Source organism: Synechococcus sp. PCC 7502, assembly GCF_000317085.1.
GTDB lineage: Bacteria > Cyanobacteriota > Cyanobacteriia > Pseudanabaenales > Pseudanabaenaceae > PCC-7502.
The window spans coordinates 2,547,751-2,560,938 of sequence record NC_019702.1 but is presented as its reverse complement, the minus strand read 5'-3'; the positions used below and the strand labels follow the sequence as shown (position 1 = coordinate 2,560,938).

Annotated in this window: 15 protein-coding genes; 9 read left to right on the top strand and 6 right to left on the bottom strand. The window is 41.2% G+C overall.

Features of this window, described 5'->3' with window-relative positions:
* Window positions 1-16: 16 nt before the first annotated feature.
* Window positions 17-763 (top strand): metallophosphoesterase family protein, encoded by a 747-nt coding sequence (locus SYN7502_RS12745; RefSeq protein WP_015169208.1) that lies wholly within the window; start codon window positions 17-19, stop codon window positions 761-763.
* A 15-nt stretch (window positions 764-778) separates the two neighbouring features.
* On the opposite strand, the gene SYN7502_RS12740 is transcribed toward SYN7502_RS12745, so the two are convergent.
* Both SYN7502_RS12740 and SYN7502_RS12735 read right to left on the bottom strand, forming a co-directional pair.
* Complete coding sequence (locus SYN7502_RS12740) at window positions 779-1,219, bottom strand: molybdenum cofactor biosynthesis protein MoaE (protein WP_015169207.1); 441 nt, start codon at window positions 1,217-1,219, stop codon at window positions 779-781.
* A 54-nt stretch (window positions 1,220-1,273) separates the two neighbouring features.
* A complete protein-coding gene (locus SYN7502_RS12735) occupies window positions 1,274-2,143 on the bottom strand; it encodes a TIGR04168 family protein (RefSeq protein ID WP_015169206.1) in 870 nt (289 codons plus the stop codon).
* 140 nt (window positions 2,144-2,283) lie between these two features.
* Here SYN7502_RS12735 and SYN7502_RS12730 point away from each other — a divergent pair, with 140 nt between their 5' ends.
* From SYN7502_RS12730 to SYN7502_RS12720, 3 genes are all read left to right on the top strand, one after another.
* Window positions 2,284-2,745: a globin family protein gene (locus SYN7502_RS12730; protein WP_015169205.1), complete on the top strand. Its 462-nt coding sequence runs from the start codon at window positions 2,284-2,286 to the stop codon at window positions 2,743-2,745.
* A gap of 131 nt (window positions 2,746-2,876) precedes the next feature.
* Window positions 2,877-3,800, top strand: a complete 924-nt coding sequence (locus SYN7502_RS12725; protein ID WP_015169204.1) for a TIGR01777 family oxidoreductase — start codon at window positions 2,877-2,879, stop codon at window positions 3,798-3,800.
* 33 nt (window positions 3,801-3,833) lie between these two features.
* Complete coding sequence (locus tag SYN7502_RS12720; RefSeq protein WP_015169203.1) at window positions 3,834-5,687, top strand: ABC transporter ATP-binding protein; 1,854 nt, start codon at window positions 3,834-3,836, stop codon at window positions 5,685-5,687.
* A gap of 33 nt (window positions 5,688-5,720) precedes the next feature.
* Here SYN7502_RS12720 and pdhA read toward each other — a convergent pair whose 3' ends face one another.
* From pdhA to SYN7502_RS12705, 3 genes are all read right to left on the bottom strand, one after another.
* The gene (gene pdhA / locus SYN7502_RS12715) at window positions 5,721-6,734 is read right to left on the bottom strand and encodes a pyruvate dehydrogenase (acetyl-transferring) E1 component subunit alpha (RefSeq protein WP_015169202.1); all 1,014 of its coding nucleotides are present in this window, start codon (window positions 6,732-6,734) and stop codon (window positions 5,721-5,723) included.
* A 117-nt stretch (window positions 6,735-6,851) separates the two neighbouring features.
* A complete protein-coding gene (gene tsaB, locus SYN7502_RS12710; RefSeq protein ID WP_015169201.1) occupies window positions 6,852-7,280 on the bottom strand; it encodes a tRNA (adenosine(37)-N6)-threonylcarbamoyltransferase complex dimerization subunit type 1 TsaB in 429 nt (142 codons plus the stop codon).
* A gap of 52 nt (window positions 7,281-7,332) precedes the next feature.
* Window positions 7,333-7,524, bottom strand: coding sequence for a hypothetical protein (locus tag SYN7502_RS12705; RefSeq protein WP_015169200.1), 192 nt, complete (start codon window positions 7,522-7,524; stop codon window positions 7,333-7,335).
* A gap of 186 nt (window positions 7,525-7,710) precedes the next feature.
* Here SYN7502_RS12705 and thrC point away from each other — a divergent pair, with 186 nt between their 5' ends.
* From thrC to prmC, 3 genes are read left to right on the top strand one after another with little or no spacing between them, the layout of a single operon-like run.
* Window positions 7,711-9,012 (top strand): threonine synthase, encoded by a 1,302-nt coding sequence (gene thrC / locus SYN7502_RS12700; RefSeq protein ID WP_015169199.1) that lies wholly within the window; start codon window positions 7,711-7,713, stop codon window positions 9,010-9,012.
* 32 nt (window positions 9,013-9,044) lie between these two features.
* Complete coding sequence (locus SYN7502_RS12695) at window positions 9,045-9,701, top strand: Uma2 family endonuclease (protein WP_015169198.1); 657 nt, start codon at window positions 9,045-9,047, stop codon at window positions 9,699-9,701.
* Entirely contained in the window at window positions 9,701-10,549 is an 849-nt protein-coding gene (gene prmC / locus SYN7502_RS12690; protein ID WP_015169197.1) for a peptide chain release factor N(5)-glutamine methyltransferase, read from the top strand. Before SYN7502_RS12695 ends, prmC begins: the two co-directional genes overlap by 1 nt.
* Window positions 10,550-10,577: 28 nt before the next feature.
* On the opposite strand, the gene SYN7502_RS12685 is transcribed toward prmC, so the two are convergent.
* Window positions 10,578-11,414 (bottom strand): Cof-type HAD-IIB family hydrolase, encoded by an 837-nt coding sequence (locus SYN7502_RS12685; RefSeq protein ID WP_015169196.1) that lies wholly within the window; start codon window positions 11,412-11,414, stop codon window positions 10,578-10,580.
* 203 nt (window positions 11,415-11,617) lie between these two features.
* Between SYN7502_RS12685 and SYN7502_RS12680 the strand changes: the two genes are divergently transcribed.
* Both SYN7502_RS12680 and mltG read left to right on the top strand, forming a co-directional pair.
* Entirely contained in the window at window positions 11,618-12,145 is a 528-nt protein-coding gene (locus SYN7502_RS12680; protein WP_015169195.1) for a DUF3727 domain-containing protein, read from the top strand.
* Window positions 12,129-13,187 carry an endolytic transglycosylase MltG gene (gene mltG / locus SYN7502_RS12675; protein WP_015169194.1) on the top strand — a complete coding sequence of 353 codons (1,059 nt, stop codon included), beginning with the start codon at window positions 12,129-12,131 and terminating at the stop codon, window positions 13,185-13,187. Before SYN7502_RS12680 ends, mltG begins: the two co-directional genes overlap by 17 nt.
* The last annotated feature ends 1 nt before the right edge of the window (window position 13,188 follow it).

Genomic DNA, 13,188 nt, shown 5'->3' with positions numbered 1-13,188 from the left:
TTTTTGGGAGCCTGCTTTGAGTCGATATGTAATCGGAGATGTGCATGGACAATTTGACGGCTTGATGTTGCTGTTAAATCAAATTAACTTGACCGCCGACGATCAGCTATTTTTTCTGGGTGACTTAATCGATCGCGGTGCTCAAAGTGCTGACGTTGTCGATTGGGTGATCAAAAATCAGCATAGCTGTATTCTCGGAAACCATGAGCAGATGTGTATTGAGGCTTTTTCCTATCCTAATTCATCGGCAGTGTGGCAGGGCTGGCTGATCAATGGTGGATCACGCACTTTGGAAAGCTATAGTAGTTCTGAGATGTTAGAGGCACATTTAGAATGGATGCAAAATTTACCTCTATACTTAGATTTGGGAGATTTCTGGCTAGTCCATGCAGGTTTAAATCCTAAATTGGAGATTAACGCTCAAAGTTCTACGGAATTTTGCTGGATTCGGGAGCCGTTTCATCGGAGTAAAGAACCTTACTTTGCCAACAAAACTATTATTACGGGGCATACTATTACCTTTGTCTTTCCTGGACTAAATGCGGGCGATATTGCTCAAGGTGCTGGCTGGCTGGGTATAGATACGGGTGCCTATCATCCTAAAAGTGGCTGGTTAACTGCGCTTAATATAGATACTTCAACGGTATATCAGATCAATACTTTTACCAATGCCGTGCGATCGCTACCTTTGTCTGAAGTTAGTGTTTCGGTTTTGGATAAGTCTGGTAATAAATCTAAACGCAGGTTAGTCAACAGCTATTAAGCAATTATTAGTCAATTAAATATTGACCCAGCTACTTGTGCCATCTAACCAATATTCTTTTTTCCAGATGGGAGCATTTTGTTTCAGGGCATTAATGGCATAACTACAGGCATTAAAGGCTGCGGCTCGATGGGGTGATCCCACTGCTATTAACACACTAATTTCTCCCACCTTAAGCTGTCCCAGTCGATGATGAATGACGACACGGCTAATTTCTGGATACTGGATTTGGCAATCTTGGGCAATTTGCCTGAATATTTGCAGCGACATGGATTCGTATGCCTGATAGTCTAAGTACGTAACTGCCCTTCCTGCAGTTTGATTTCGCACCATTCCACTCATTAGTACCACTGCCCCATTTTGAGGATCATCTGCGGCTGTGTATGCCAGTGAAATATCCAATGGTTCCCCAGTGAGCTTAAAATCCGTGTGCAATGTTTTAGGTATAGCTGTCATAAACCTCTAGTCCTTAAAAACCAATAGCCTTCATCAAAACATCCTAACCAAAATTCAGATTTGGTAACTAATTTGCGCTGAAGTTGTACCCAAATTTGGATTAATCCATACTAATGCTACTTCAGTTACTTTTAGGTTCTCTAGGGTGACGAGCGTGAAATTATGGAAATCATCTATAATTCTAGGCACAGAGGCTGCATTAATATGCACCACTGACCTTTGATCTTTAACTACAGCAGTTCTTGACCGATCCCGATGGCTTTTGATTTGGTGGTGCATGTGTCCAAATGCCACAAAAGCAATATTTTTACCTAAATTTTGGGTTTTAGAGATTACATCTGCTAAGTCTGGATCACCGTAATCCCCGCCCCCAGTTTGCCAATCAATGCCACAAATATCCCAGGGGCGATCGCCTAAACCAGATGCACCATTGTGTCCTAGAAAAATAATGTGATTGTGGGCGCATTTCTGTACCGATGTCATGATCAAAGCCACAGATTCATTAAAATTTTTAACACCGAAGCGATCGCTATAAAAGTCTGTATTTTTCCATTTTTGACCACCCCAACTAAATGGACGCGCCCCAACTACACTTAAACCAAGTTCCGCAAAATCTAAATAGCTAAAGCCCACATGGACATTTCCTAATAGTTCTAATTGTTTTTTAACCCCATCTTCTCTATGAATTAGCGGAACTTTTTTCTTTTTACGGATCGCATACCAAGCATCATGATTACCTAAAATTACTGCCTTAGGGAGTTCAAGCTCAGCGATCGCTTTTACTAAGGCAATTGATTCATTACCAATATCGCCCACAAATAAAACTAAATCTACATTTAACTGACTTAAAGCTTGATGATCTGCCTGTGTCCATTGATCGTGAATATCACCAACGATCGCAATTTTGATTTTCGGTTTAGCCATGAAAATTATGGGGAGGATTATGGAAGATCATAGAACTTACCCGCTTGTAACTAGAGTTTGTATATGTGCGGTAATCGCCAAAATGATATATTGATAACCAAGGACATCCCTGCGTATAACCACCCTGAGTATAAATTTTTGTGAATACTGAAACTAAGAATCTAGTTTACCAAGCTGAAAACCGTTATCTTACTCCCGAAGAAATCGGTGCATTTGAGGCTGCCGTTAAATCTATGCCTCGCCGCCTAAGTTTATACAAGCTCCTGCGCGATCGCGAAATCAAGATTATGCAGACTATAGCCGATCAGCTTGAAGCCCAATTACCAGAGGTTGCTCCAAAGATTTTGGAAATTGCGATCAAAAATCTAATCTTAGTAGTACGTTATGCGGCTATGGCGATCTTGACCGATGATTCTGCTTTTCTCAAAACTCGATTACTAGATTGGTTAGAGCAAATTTCTCCCGCTTATGATCTACAAGCAGTGTACATAGCTTCATTTAAATTATTAAACCAAACCTTAAAAAAAGAATTAACTCCTGAACAATTGGCACTCCTGCAACCCTTAATCAATTCGGCTCAATCTACCTTAGCTGTGGCATAGCCAGAAACTGGCAAGGTTATTTTGAGATGCTATTGTGTCCAGAAATGTACTGACGACATGGCTATACGCTCAAGTGATTGTCCAGTAAAATGACAACGACTTGGAATTAGGAAAAAATTAGAGAAATAGGCATGAAAGTTGTTGTAGCAGGTGGCACTGGGTTTATTGGGGTGAAATTAATTGAGAAACTACACACCCTTGGGCATGAAATCATACTTTTAGCACGGGATTCCAAAAGAGCAAGCCGTCAGTTTCCGAGCATTTATTTCCCAAAGGTAGCAGTAGTTGGTTATACCCCTTTACAGGCAGGGAATTGGATAAAGGTACTTGCTGGAGCAGATGCTGTAATTAATCTAGCTGGCACTCCCATTTTTGGTGAACCTTGGACACCTAAGCGTAAGCAAGAAATTATCCAGACTCGGCAGCTTAGCACCCGTGTAATTGTTACCGCAATTAATTCTCTTAGTAATAAGCCTAAAGTTTTAATTAATGGTTCAGCGATCGGGTTTTATGGCACTGATTTATCTAAAAGCTTCGATGAATATAGCCTAGGTGGCAATGACTTTTTAGCAGAAGTTTGCAAACTATGGGAAGCAGAAACCGAGCTAGTCATTCAAGCCAAGGTGCGAGTGGTAAAACTGCGTACGGGAATTGTTTTAGGTAAAGGTGGAGTTTTAGATCGGATTTTGCCAATATTCAAATTAGGGTTAGGTGGAAAATTAGGTTCGGGCAAGCAGTGGTTTTCATGGATTCACATTGAGGATTTGATTAGTTTAATTTTATTTGCGATCGCTAATCCCCAAATTGAAAATGCCCTGAATGGAACTGCACCTAAACCAGTGACTAATTTAGAATTTACTAAAGCTCTGGCTCAGGTACTTGATCGCCCTGCCTTTATTCCCGCCCCTGCTGCTAGTTTGCAGTTTTTGTATGGAGAATCAGCAACCCTAATTTTAGATGGGCAGAAAGTTTTACCTGTTAAATCGGAAAAGAATGGGTTTAAGTTTCAATATCCAGAGATTACTGGGGCATTAACCCAAATTATTAACAGCTAGAATCTTAACTAAAAACTAAGCTAAAACCTGATCATGGCACGTTCTAAATCCGATCAACCTAAGCGTGCTATGAGAGCTTTAATATCATTACAGGTATTGTTGAAAAATGTCCCCAAGTTACTCCATCTGGTTTGGCAAGCAGCCTCTGGGTGGTTAATTATTAATTTAATCCTAACTTTGGCAGGGGCATTAATTCCTGTGGGACAGCTTTATGTCACTAAGTTGGTTGTTGATCGCATTATTTTTACTCTTAATCACACCCAAGGTAACTCTAGTTTAGAGATTCTGCCCTTATTAATGTTGGCTGGTTTAGGCTTAGGGCTATCTTTGCTTCAGGAAGCTTTGCAACAGGGCAATAGTTATGTATCTCAGGTTTTGAGTGATCGCTTTACCCTCTATGCCAATGGTAAGTTATTAGATCAAGCCACCCGTTTAGACCTTACCCATTTTGAATCTGCCGAGTTTTATGACACCCTAAGTCGAGCGCAGCAAAGTGGGAGCTTTTATCCTTTAAGAGTTGTTGGTAATCTAACCCAATTAGTAGGGCAGATCATCGGTTTAATCGGACTGGTGAGTATATTGATCAGGTTTAGCCCCCTAGTTGTCTTGCTATTAATAATTACCTCTTTACCAACTTTTTGGGTGGGGGTAAATTATTCCAGTCGGAGATTTTGGATGATGCGACGACAAACCCAAAGTAAAAGGTTAGGGGATTATTTTGGTGAAATTTTAACTGATCCCAACTTTGCCAAGGAAATTCGGTTATTTAATTTAGGGCAGTATTTTTTAAACCAGTACCAAGAAATTCGGGATAGTTTTAATCAAGAATCCAGAATACTAGCATTACAGCAGGCTTTAGCCAGATTTGGCATTGCGATCGTGGCAAGTTTAGGATTTTACGGAGCCTATGGGTTAGTGATTTGGCAGGCGGTGCAACGCTTAATTACGGTGGGAGATTTGACCATGTATGGCGGTGCCTTCCAGCAGGCTCAAAATGCAATTCAAGGGATTTTACAGAATATCGCTACTATCTATGAATATAACCTCTATGTTTCTCAGTATTTTGAATTTTTAAGCTTAAAACCGCAAATTATTAGTCAAGGTGATCGCCCTTTTCCCATGCCAATTCGGTCGGGGTTAGAGATTAAAAATCTGACCTTTAAGTATGAAGGCTCTAGTCATCCTGCCCTAGAAAATATTAACTTAACAATCCAGCCCCATGAATGTATAGCTCTTGTGGGCGTAAATGGCTCAGGTAAAACAACTTTATTAAAGCTGCTGGCAAGGTTTTATGACCTAGATGCAGGGGAAATTACCATTGATGGCATTCCCTTAGCAGAATTTGATTTACAGGAGTTGCGATCGCAAATTGGCGTTTTATTTCAAGACTTTGCCCACTATGCCTTAAGTGTGGAGAACAATATTGGGTTTGGAGACTTAAAGGAATATCAAAATCAGGCAAAAATTCAACAGTCAGCGATCGCCGCAGGAGCAACGGAGGTAATTTCGGAACTAGATCAAGGCTACCAAACGATTTTAGGCAAGATTTTTACTGGAGGTGTAGAACTTTCAGGGGGACAGTGGCAAAAAATTGGGCTTGCACGAGCATTTATGACCTCAGCACAGATTTTAATATTAGATGAACCCACGGCTGCAGTGGATGCGATCGCCGAACATGATTTATTCCAAAGATTTCGAGAGCTAACTAAGGGCAGAATTACTTTTCTGGTCAGTCATCGCTTTTCCACAGTGCAAATGGCAGATCGAATTGTGGTTTTAGATCAGGGCAAAATTATGGAAGTTGGTACGCATCAGGAACTAATGAGATTAAAAGGTTTGTATCATCAGATGTTTGTCTTACAAGCAGCCAGTTATCAGAGTTCGTAATTAACGAAAACCCAAAGCTAAAAATTCAATTAGCTATTCATCTTCAGCAAACTGGAAGCGATATAACTCATCGGGGCTTGGCTCAGGTGAAGACTCTGCAAACTTAACGGAATCTTCTACCAAAGTTTGAATCTTTTTATCTATGGCTTTTAATTCCTGTTCAGAAGTTAGACCTGCGGATAATAATTTGGCAGCTAAAATTTTAATTGGGTCTCGGCCAAACCACTCATCTTTCTCAGTTTTAGGTCTTAACTCATCGGGATCAGCAAGTGAGTGACCTCTAAATCTATAAGTCATACATTCCAAGAGGGTTGGACCTTCTCCTGCTCTGGCTCGACGTATTGCTTCCTGTGTGACTTGACGCACTGCTAACACATCCATGCCATCAACTTCAAAACCGGGCATTCCAAATACAGCCGCCTTTTTATAAATGGCAATGTCAGAGGTGGCACGGACATGCTCCATCCCGATCGCCCACTTGTTATTTTCCACGACAAAAATAATTGGCAAACTCCAGAGTGCAGCCATATTTAAAGTTTCAAAAAACTGTCCATTGTTAGTTGCCCCATCGCCAAAGAAGCAAGCAGTCACGTGATCGGCAGTAGGATCATTCATCACCTCACGACGGTACTTACTTTGAAATGCTGCCCCTGCTGCTACAGGAATCCCCTCTGCCACAAATGCAAAGCCACCTAAAAAATTATGCTTCCCTGAGAATATGTGCATAGAGCCGCCCCGCCCTTTGCTACACCCCGTGGATTTACCAAATAACTCTGCCATGACTTCGTTGGCGGTAACTCCTGCACTTAAAGCATGGACGTGATCTCGGTAGGTGCTACATACATAGTCATGATCCCGACGCATCGCTCTAATTACACCAGTTGCCACCGCTTCCTGCCCATTGTAAAGGTGGACAAACCCAAACATTCTGCCACGGTAATACATCTCGGCACATTTATCTTCAAATGTACGTCCTAATACCATGTCTTCGTATAGCATTAAGCCTTCTTGGGCGGTGACGGGAAGATTTGTAAGTTCTTGAAGCATTTGATCAAATACAAATTTGGGCTGTTGACTAGTTTAGGGCTATTTGGTTAATTTGGAACTAACTTTTAATAGATTGGATTGACATATTACCCACATATTAAAAATACGAGAAAAATACTAGGAATACAGTGGTAAAGCCTCTGACCAATGGCGATATTCCCCAGTAACCCAGTGATTGTGTCCAATTTTAATCAGGCTCATAATTGGTAGGTTATTTTCTTTGGCTTGAGAATTAATGTCATTGCAACTAATGGCATAAACAGGAATCCCAAGTTGTTCACCTAGAGTTCTAGCTACAACTATGCCAATGCGAGTACTAGTGAAACTTCCTACGCCAGAGGCGATCGCCAAGAAAGCCAAATCACTCCACTGATAAGCACTCATCACCTCCGCTAGACAGGTATGAATCTGTACTGACAGATCACGTCCTAACGTCCATTTTTGATAATTAAGGCATATTAGAGGATTAACTTCTGGACTAACTTGGGCGATCGCTAGTTCTAAAACTTCAGTGGTGCTATCTATCGCTAGAGCAGTTTGGGGCATTGAATTTTATATTGCTGCGACTAGTAAGTATGATCCAGAATTTGTGCCCAGATTATCTAGTACCGCTTTCTGCACCTTCTTCAACGTTTTCAGTCTCATTTTCACTGTCTTCACCTTCGCCAAAGCGACCGCCGCCAAAGCGTTTACGTCCAAAGCGTCCAATCGGTGTACGTTTACGAAATTTACGAGCATAGGCTTGGTTGCGAAGAGCCTTTTCCTTTTTTTGATTGCGGCGTTTAGCCATTGTGAACTACTTAACCTTTTTTAGAATTATTGTTTGCATCAAGTCAAGATACCATAAATCCTGAGTACCGATCCATAGCTAGCTAATAAAACTAATAAAGATTTAGTGGAAAATTTTGTGTTTGGCGATACTTACTTCTTTAACTTGTGTTAGTCTATTAGCTAGGTATATTTAGGGACATCTACTATGACATCCATCATCAATTCCCCTGCTAGTGTTACGCAGACGTTCAGTCATCTCAAGTGTAAAGAATGTGGGTCTAAGTATGAACCTAAAGCCATGCATGTATGTGAAATGTGTTTTGGTCCCCTAGAAGTTGATTATGACTATGCAGCGATCGCTTCTAAGGTAAGTCGAGAAACCATTGCGGCTGGACCAAATTCGATCTGGCGTTATCGTCATTTTTTACCTGTCCAAACTGACAACTATATAGATGTCGGAACGGGTATGACCCCTTTATTAAAGGCTAATCGCTTGGCACGAAGACTAGGTATCAAAAATCTCTACATCAAAAATGATGCCGTCAATATGCCTACTCTAAGCTTTAAAGATCGGGTAGTATCTGTGGCTTTAAGCCGTGCCCGTGAGCTAGGGTTTAGTACAGTTGCCTGTGCTAGTACAGGAAATTTGGCTAACTCAACGGCGGCGATCGCTGCCCATGCTGGTTTAGATTGTTGTGTATTTATTCCTGCAGATTTAGAAGCAGGCAAAGTATTGGGTACTGTAGTTTATGCCCCCAAGGTTTTTGCCGTGCAAGGTAACTATGACCAAGTTAATCGCCTCTGTTCCGAAGTTGCTAACACCCACGGTTGGGGATTTGTAAATATTAATCTGCGTCCTTACTACTCAGAGGGTTCTAAAACCTTGGGCTATGAAGTAGCGGAGCAGTTGGGATGGCAGTTACCCGATCACATTGTTGCGCCTTTGGCATCTGGTTCATTGTTTACCAAAATCTATAAGGGTTTCCAAGAGTTTGTTAAAGTTGGCTTAGTAGATGATAAACCCGTTAGATTCAGTGGTGCCCAAGCTGATGGTTGTTCTCCCATTGCTACAGCTTTCCGTGAAGGACGGGATTTTGTTACCCCTGTGAAGCCTAAGACCATTGCCAAGAGCATTGCGATCGGCAATCCTGCGGATGGAGTTTATGCCCTAGATATTGCCCGCAAAACTAACGGTAATATTGAGTCGGTCACTGATGCCGAAATTATTGAAGCAATGAAATTACTAGCCGAAACCGAAGGCATATTCACTGAAACTGCTGGGGGTACGACGATCGCTGTACTTAAGAAACTTGTGGAAGCAGGTAAAATCGATCCCGATGAAGTTACAGTTGTCTATATTACGGGCAATGGCTTAAAAACCCAAGAAGCAATTCAAGGTTACGTCGGCGAGCCTTTACAAATTGAACCTAAACTAGATAGCTTTGAACGGGCTTTGGAACGCTCCATTACCCTAGAAAGGTTAGAGTGGCAGGAAGTGTCTGTTTAGAGTATTAGCTATTGCTGGAGTAAATTTCAATCGTGATTAATAGTTTGGTTAATCAGTCCCAATCTACTTTTACTCAGTTAGTTTCTCTCCCCCATGTTAGTTGGCAGACTTACCAAAACCTGAAAAGGGATATGGGCGATCACCGTGGAATTCGCCTGACCTATAATCAAGGACTTCTAAGCATTAAAATGCCATCTAAAATCCATGAAATCATTAACCGATTACTTACTAGGATCGTTATCGTACTAACCGAGGAACTGGGTTTAGAGATTGTAGATATGGGATCAACCACTTTGGAGCGAGAAGATTTAGCTCGTGGAGTGGAACCTGATACCTGCTTTTATATTCACAATGCTCACTACCTAAAAGGACTCAATCCCCAACTTCCCCCCAATCTACCACCAGATTTAGTTATCGAAGTAGATATTACTAGTCCCTCTACTCAGCGCATGGAAATTTATCAACAACTAGGTATTCCTGAAGTGTGGCGTTATAACCCTAATGAGGGATTACAGTTTTTTCAGCTTCAAATTGGGGATGATTATAAAATATTTGCATTTAGTTTAGCTTTTCCAATGCTCACAGCAGCTAAGGTAAATCAAGTCCTAGCGGATCGGCAAAACAGGAGTGAAAATAGCGTGATCTATGATTTTCGCCAGTGGATTAAGTCTCAATCCCTTAGCTCTTAATGAATTTTGGGCAATGGTACAGGCGATCGGAGGTTGAAGCAAAATCCCATAATATCTCTGGGGCTGAATTAGATTGGTTAGTCTTGGGGATGACTGGGGCGGAGCGGCTGCACTTAAAGTTGGGAACCCTTGAGTTAGATCAGTCTCAAGTTGTAAAACTTGATCAGATGTGGCAGCAACGAATAATTGCCAAAACTCCCATTCAGTACCTAATTGGTAAAACTCACTGGCGGAATTTAGAATTGGTGGTTAATGCTGATGTTTTGATCCCCCGTCCAGAGACAGAAATTTTAATTGATCTGGTTTTAGACCAAAGTGATCCTAACTCAGCAGCTATTTGGGTGGATTTAGGTACTGGTAGTGGGGCGATCGCCATTGGTTTAGCATTAGAACTAAAAAATTCTCAAGTTTATGCGGTGGATTATAGCCATGGTGCCTTAGCGATCGCTCAACGTAATGCCGACAAGTATCCCCTAGAAATTCCGATCCAGTTTTATCAAGGGTTTTGGTTTGAGCCTTTAGATCATCTTAAATCTCAAATTACAGGCATGATCTCTAATCCACCCTATATTCCTACGGTAGAGGTTAAGCAACTTGAGCCAGAAGTTTGTAACCATGAACCCCACTTGGCATTAGATGGCGGTACAGATGGACTAGATTGCATTCGTTACTTAATTCAAACCGCACCCGAGTATTTAATTAGGGGTGGGCATTGGCTAATTGAAGTGATGGCAGGACAGGCACAAACCGTGCGATCGCTCCTAGAAATTAACGGCAACTATCAAAATATTCAAATCCATCTTGATCACAATGGCATCGAAAGATTTGTCTCTGCTCTGAAAATTTAGCAAAAAATTTAGCCCAATTTAGTTAAAACTAAACTAAAATAAACTGCTCAATGGCAGCAACTACCCCATCCTGCTCTACATCTGGTGCCACCCAATCCGCTAACTTTTGCAAACCCAAGGGTGCATTTCCCATCGCTACACCAACTCCTGCATACTGAATCATTTCCACATCATTAAAGTTATCGCCCACAGTCATAACAGCACTTGCATCTAAGCCTAAAATCTTTTCCGCTAAATACTTAACGGCGGTACCTTTATTGGCAATGGGATTGGTCGCTTCAAAAAATGTTGCTTGGGACTTGGTTAAATACAATTGTTGGGGCGAAAATTGCTGAATCAGGGTATCAAACATATAGTTAATCGGTTCAGGATGATCAGTCAATGCCAGTATTTTCGTAGGAGGATTATGGGCATTAGTTTTAAGAAATTCCTGAAGGTTACCAACTGCTATAGGTTCTACTCCTGATCGCTCGGCATAGATGGCAGAATCTGGGGTAATTTCCTTAACGTATAAACAATCATCCAGATATAAATGCACCGACAGGCGATCGCTAAAATCAAACTGGCTAAAGTGATCGATTAAAGCTAAAGCAAGAGGTACTTCTACGGGCCAATGTCCTACTAATTTATCTGCCTCTGGGTCTTTAATAAATGCGCCTTGGTAAGAAATCAAGGGACAGTCTGCGCCAATTTCTCGATGAAATCGCAATGCCGATCTATACATTCGCCCCGTAGCGATCGCCACCTTTACCCCCTGTGCTTGGGCTGCCTTGACTGCGGCTTTGACTGGAGCATTAACTTGGTTAGAACTACCATTGATCGTGCCGTCTATGTCTAATACCAACAATTTGATTTTACTGCCCATTTTTATAGTTAAAGAAGATACCTAAAGACGCAATCACAGTGTATAGCAAATCCAAAATAAATCTAAATTGATACCCCAAAGAGATTTCAAATTAGACTTTTTTCTGAAGATAGAAGCTAAAAATAGAAATAGTGTGCCAAAAACTGTCATAATTTTGAAGCCAACAGAGCTTTGAACGTTGATCACAAAATTTTTTAATACCTATGGACTCGACAATAATACTGACTGATGAGACGGGCGGAACCCTAGTATGCAACATAGAAGATACCATTGCTGTTGATGACGTAGAGTATTTTTTGCTGCAACCCATTGATAACTCTGTACAGATTTTTGCGTGGGAACAGGGCGAAGATGAAGATGATGAAATTTTAGTTGACTTGGAAGCGGATGAGCTAGCAGCAGTATTTTCTACAGCCCAGGCTGTTCTATCAGAGCAGAACTTAAAACTAAAGCGCACAGCTTTTACTTTAACCGTTGAGGGTGAGCTACCAGATTTTGACGAAGAGGAAATTTTTACCGTAGATTTGGATGATGATAGCTTTGAAGAATACCAAGAACTAGCTAAATTTCTTCACGAAGAGCAGCCCTATTCCATATTTACCCCCCTCAGTCCAGTGATGTTTTTTGCTAAATTGGGCAGTAATGGTCAATACGAATTGCTAACTGAAGACGAATTAGAAATGATTCAGCCCTATGTTGAAGAGCATATGATTGATGACGAAGAAGACTAACCTCCTATTGGTTATCGCTTTGGTAATAACTAGCTCTGGGTTGTGGTGGTTGTGGGCGATCGCATCTCCGAATCCAGAATTAAACCTAGAAGTAAACAAAATTAAACTGATCATCAATAAGGGCGAACCTACCCAAGAAATTGCCTCTAAGCTGGAAACTGCGGGGGTAATTCGTTCTGGCTTGGCACTGCGGATATGGTTAAAATATTTAGAAATTAAGGGCGATCGCACCGCTTTAAGGGCAGGAATTTATAAATTTTCCCCTAGTCATTCCCTGTTTGAAGTTTTAGATCAAATCCAGACCCAAATCCCTGAAGAAGTAGTTTTTACCATTCCCGAAGGTTGGACGATCGCCCAGATGGCAACTTATTTTGAGCAGAAGGGATTTTTTCCCGCCAGAGATTTTATTAAAGCTACAAAAACTAACCTAAAGCAAAGACCTTGGCTGCCCTCTAAAATTAGTAGTCTTGAGGGTTTTTTGTTTCCTGATACCTATCAAATTCATGGACAAGCTACCCCCGATCAAATTATTGCCATGATGCTTTCACGGTTTGAAGAGGTGGCGTTACCTTTAATTCATACTAAATCAGGCAGTATAAATCTTAAGGATTGGGTGACCTTTGCCAGTATTGTTGAAAAAGAAGCAGTTTTAGATCAAGAGCGGAGCATTATCGCTGGGGTTTTTCAATCAAGATTAAAGCTAGGAATGCGCCTAGAGTCAGACCCCACCGTTGAGTATGGCTTAAATATTAAGCAAACCCCCGATCAGCCTCTTACCTTCAAGCAAGTTCGGACTCCATCTCCCTATAATACCTATCTGAATAAGGGCTTGCCACCGGGAGCGATCGCTGCACCAGGACTAAAAAGTCTTGAAGCTGCTTTAAATCCCCAAGTTCATGGCTACTTATTTTTTGTGGCTCGCTATGATGGCAGTCATATTTTTAGTCGTACCTTTGCCGAACATCAGGTGGCAATCCAAGCTGTTGCGCAAGAATTGGAACAAAAAGCTAAAAATTCTGATAAAAATAGTAGTAAAAACTAAG

Bases quoted from the DNA above. Each gene is read 5' to 3' on its own strand.
- SYN7502_RS12720 (WP_015169203.1), top strand. From the start codon at position 3,834: ATGGCACGTTCTAAATCCGATCAACCTAAGCGTGCTATGAGAGCTTTA.
- SYN7502_RS12735 (WP_015169206.1), bottom strand. From the start codon at position 2,143: ATGGCTAAACCGAAAATCAAAATTGCGATCGTTGGTGATATTCACGAT.
- SYN7502_RS12685 (WP_015169196.1), bottom strand. From the start codon at position 11,414: ATGGGCAGTAAAATCAAATTGTTGGTATTAGACATAGACGGCACGATC.
- SYN7502_RS12705 (WP_015169200.1), bottom strand. From the start codon at position 7,524: ATGGCTAAACGCCGCAATCAAAAAAAGGAAAAGGCTCTTCGCAACCAA.
- tsaB (WP_015169201.1), bottom strand. From the start codon at position 7,280: ATGCCCCAAACTGCTCTAGCGATAGATAGCACCACTGAAGTTTTAGAA.
- SYN7502_RS12680 (WP_015169195.1), top strand. From the start codon at position 11,618: ATGGACTCGACAATAATACTGACTGATGAGACGGGCGGAACCCTAGTA.
- SYN7502_RS12740 (WP_015169207.1), bottom strand. From the start codon at position 1,219: ATGACAGCTATACCTAAAACATTGCACACGGATTTTAAGCTCACTGGG.
- thrC (WP_015169199.1), top strand. From the start codon at position 7,711: ATGACATCCATCATCAATTCCCCTGCTAGTGTTACGCAGACGTTCAGT.
- pdhA (WP_015169202.1), bottom strand. From the start codon at position 6,734: ATGCTTCAAGAACTTACAAATCTTCCCGTCACCGCCCAAGAAGGCTTA.
- mltG (WP_015169194.1), top strand. From the start codon at position 12,129: ATGACGAAGAAGACTAACCTCCTATTGGTTATCGCTTTGGTAATAACT.
- prmC (WP_015169197.1), top strand. From the start codon at position 9,701: ATGAATTTTGGGCAATGGTACAGGCGATCGGAGGTTGAAGCAAAATCC.
- SYN7502_RS12725 (WP_015169204.1), top strand. From the start codon at position 2,877: ATGAAAGTTGTTGTAGCAGGTGGCACTGGGTTTATTGGGGTGAAATTA.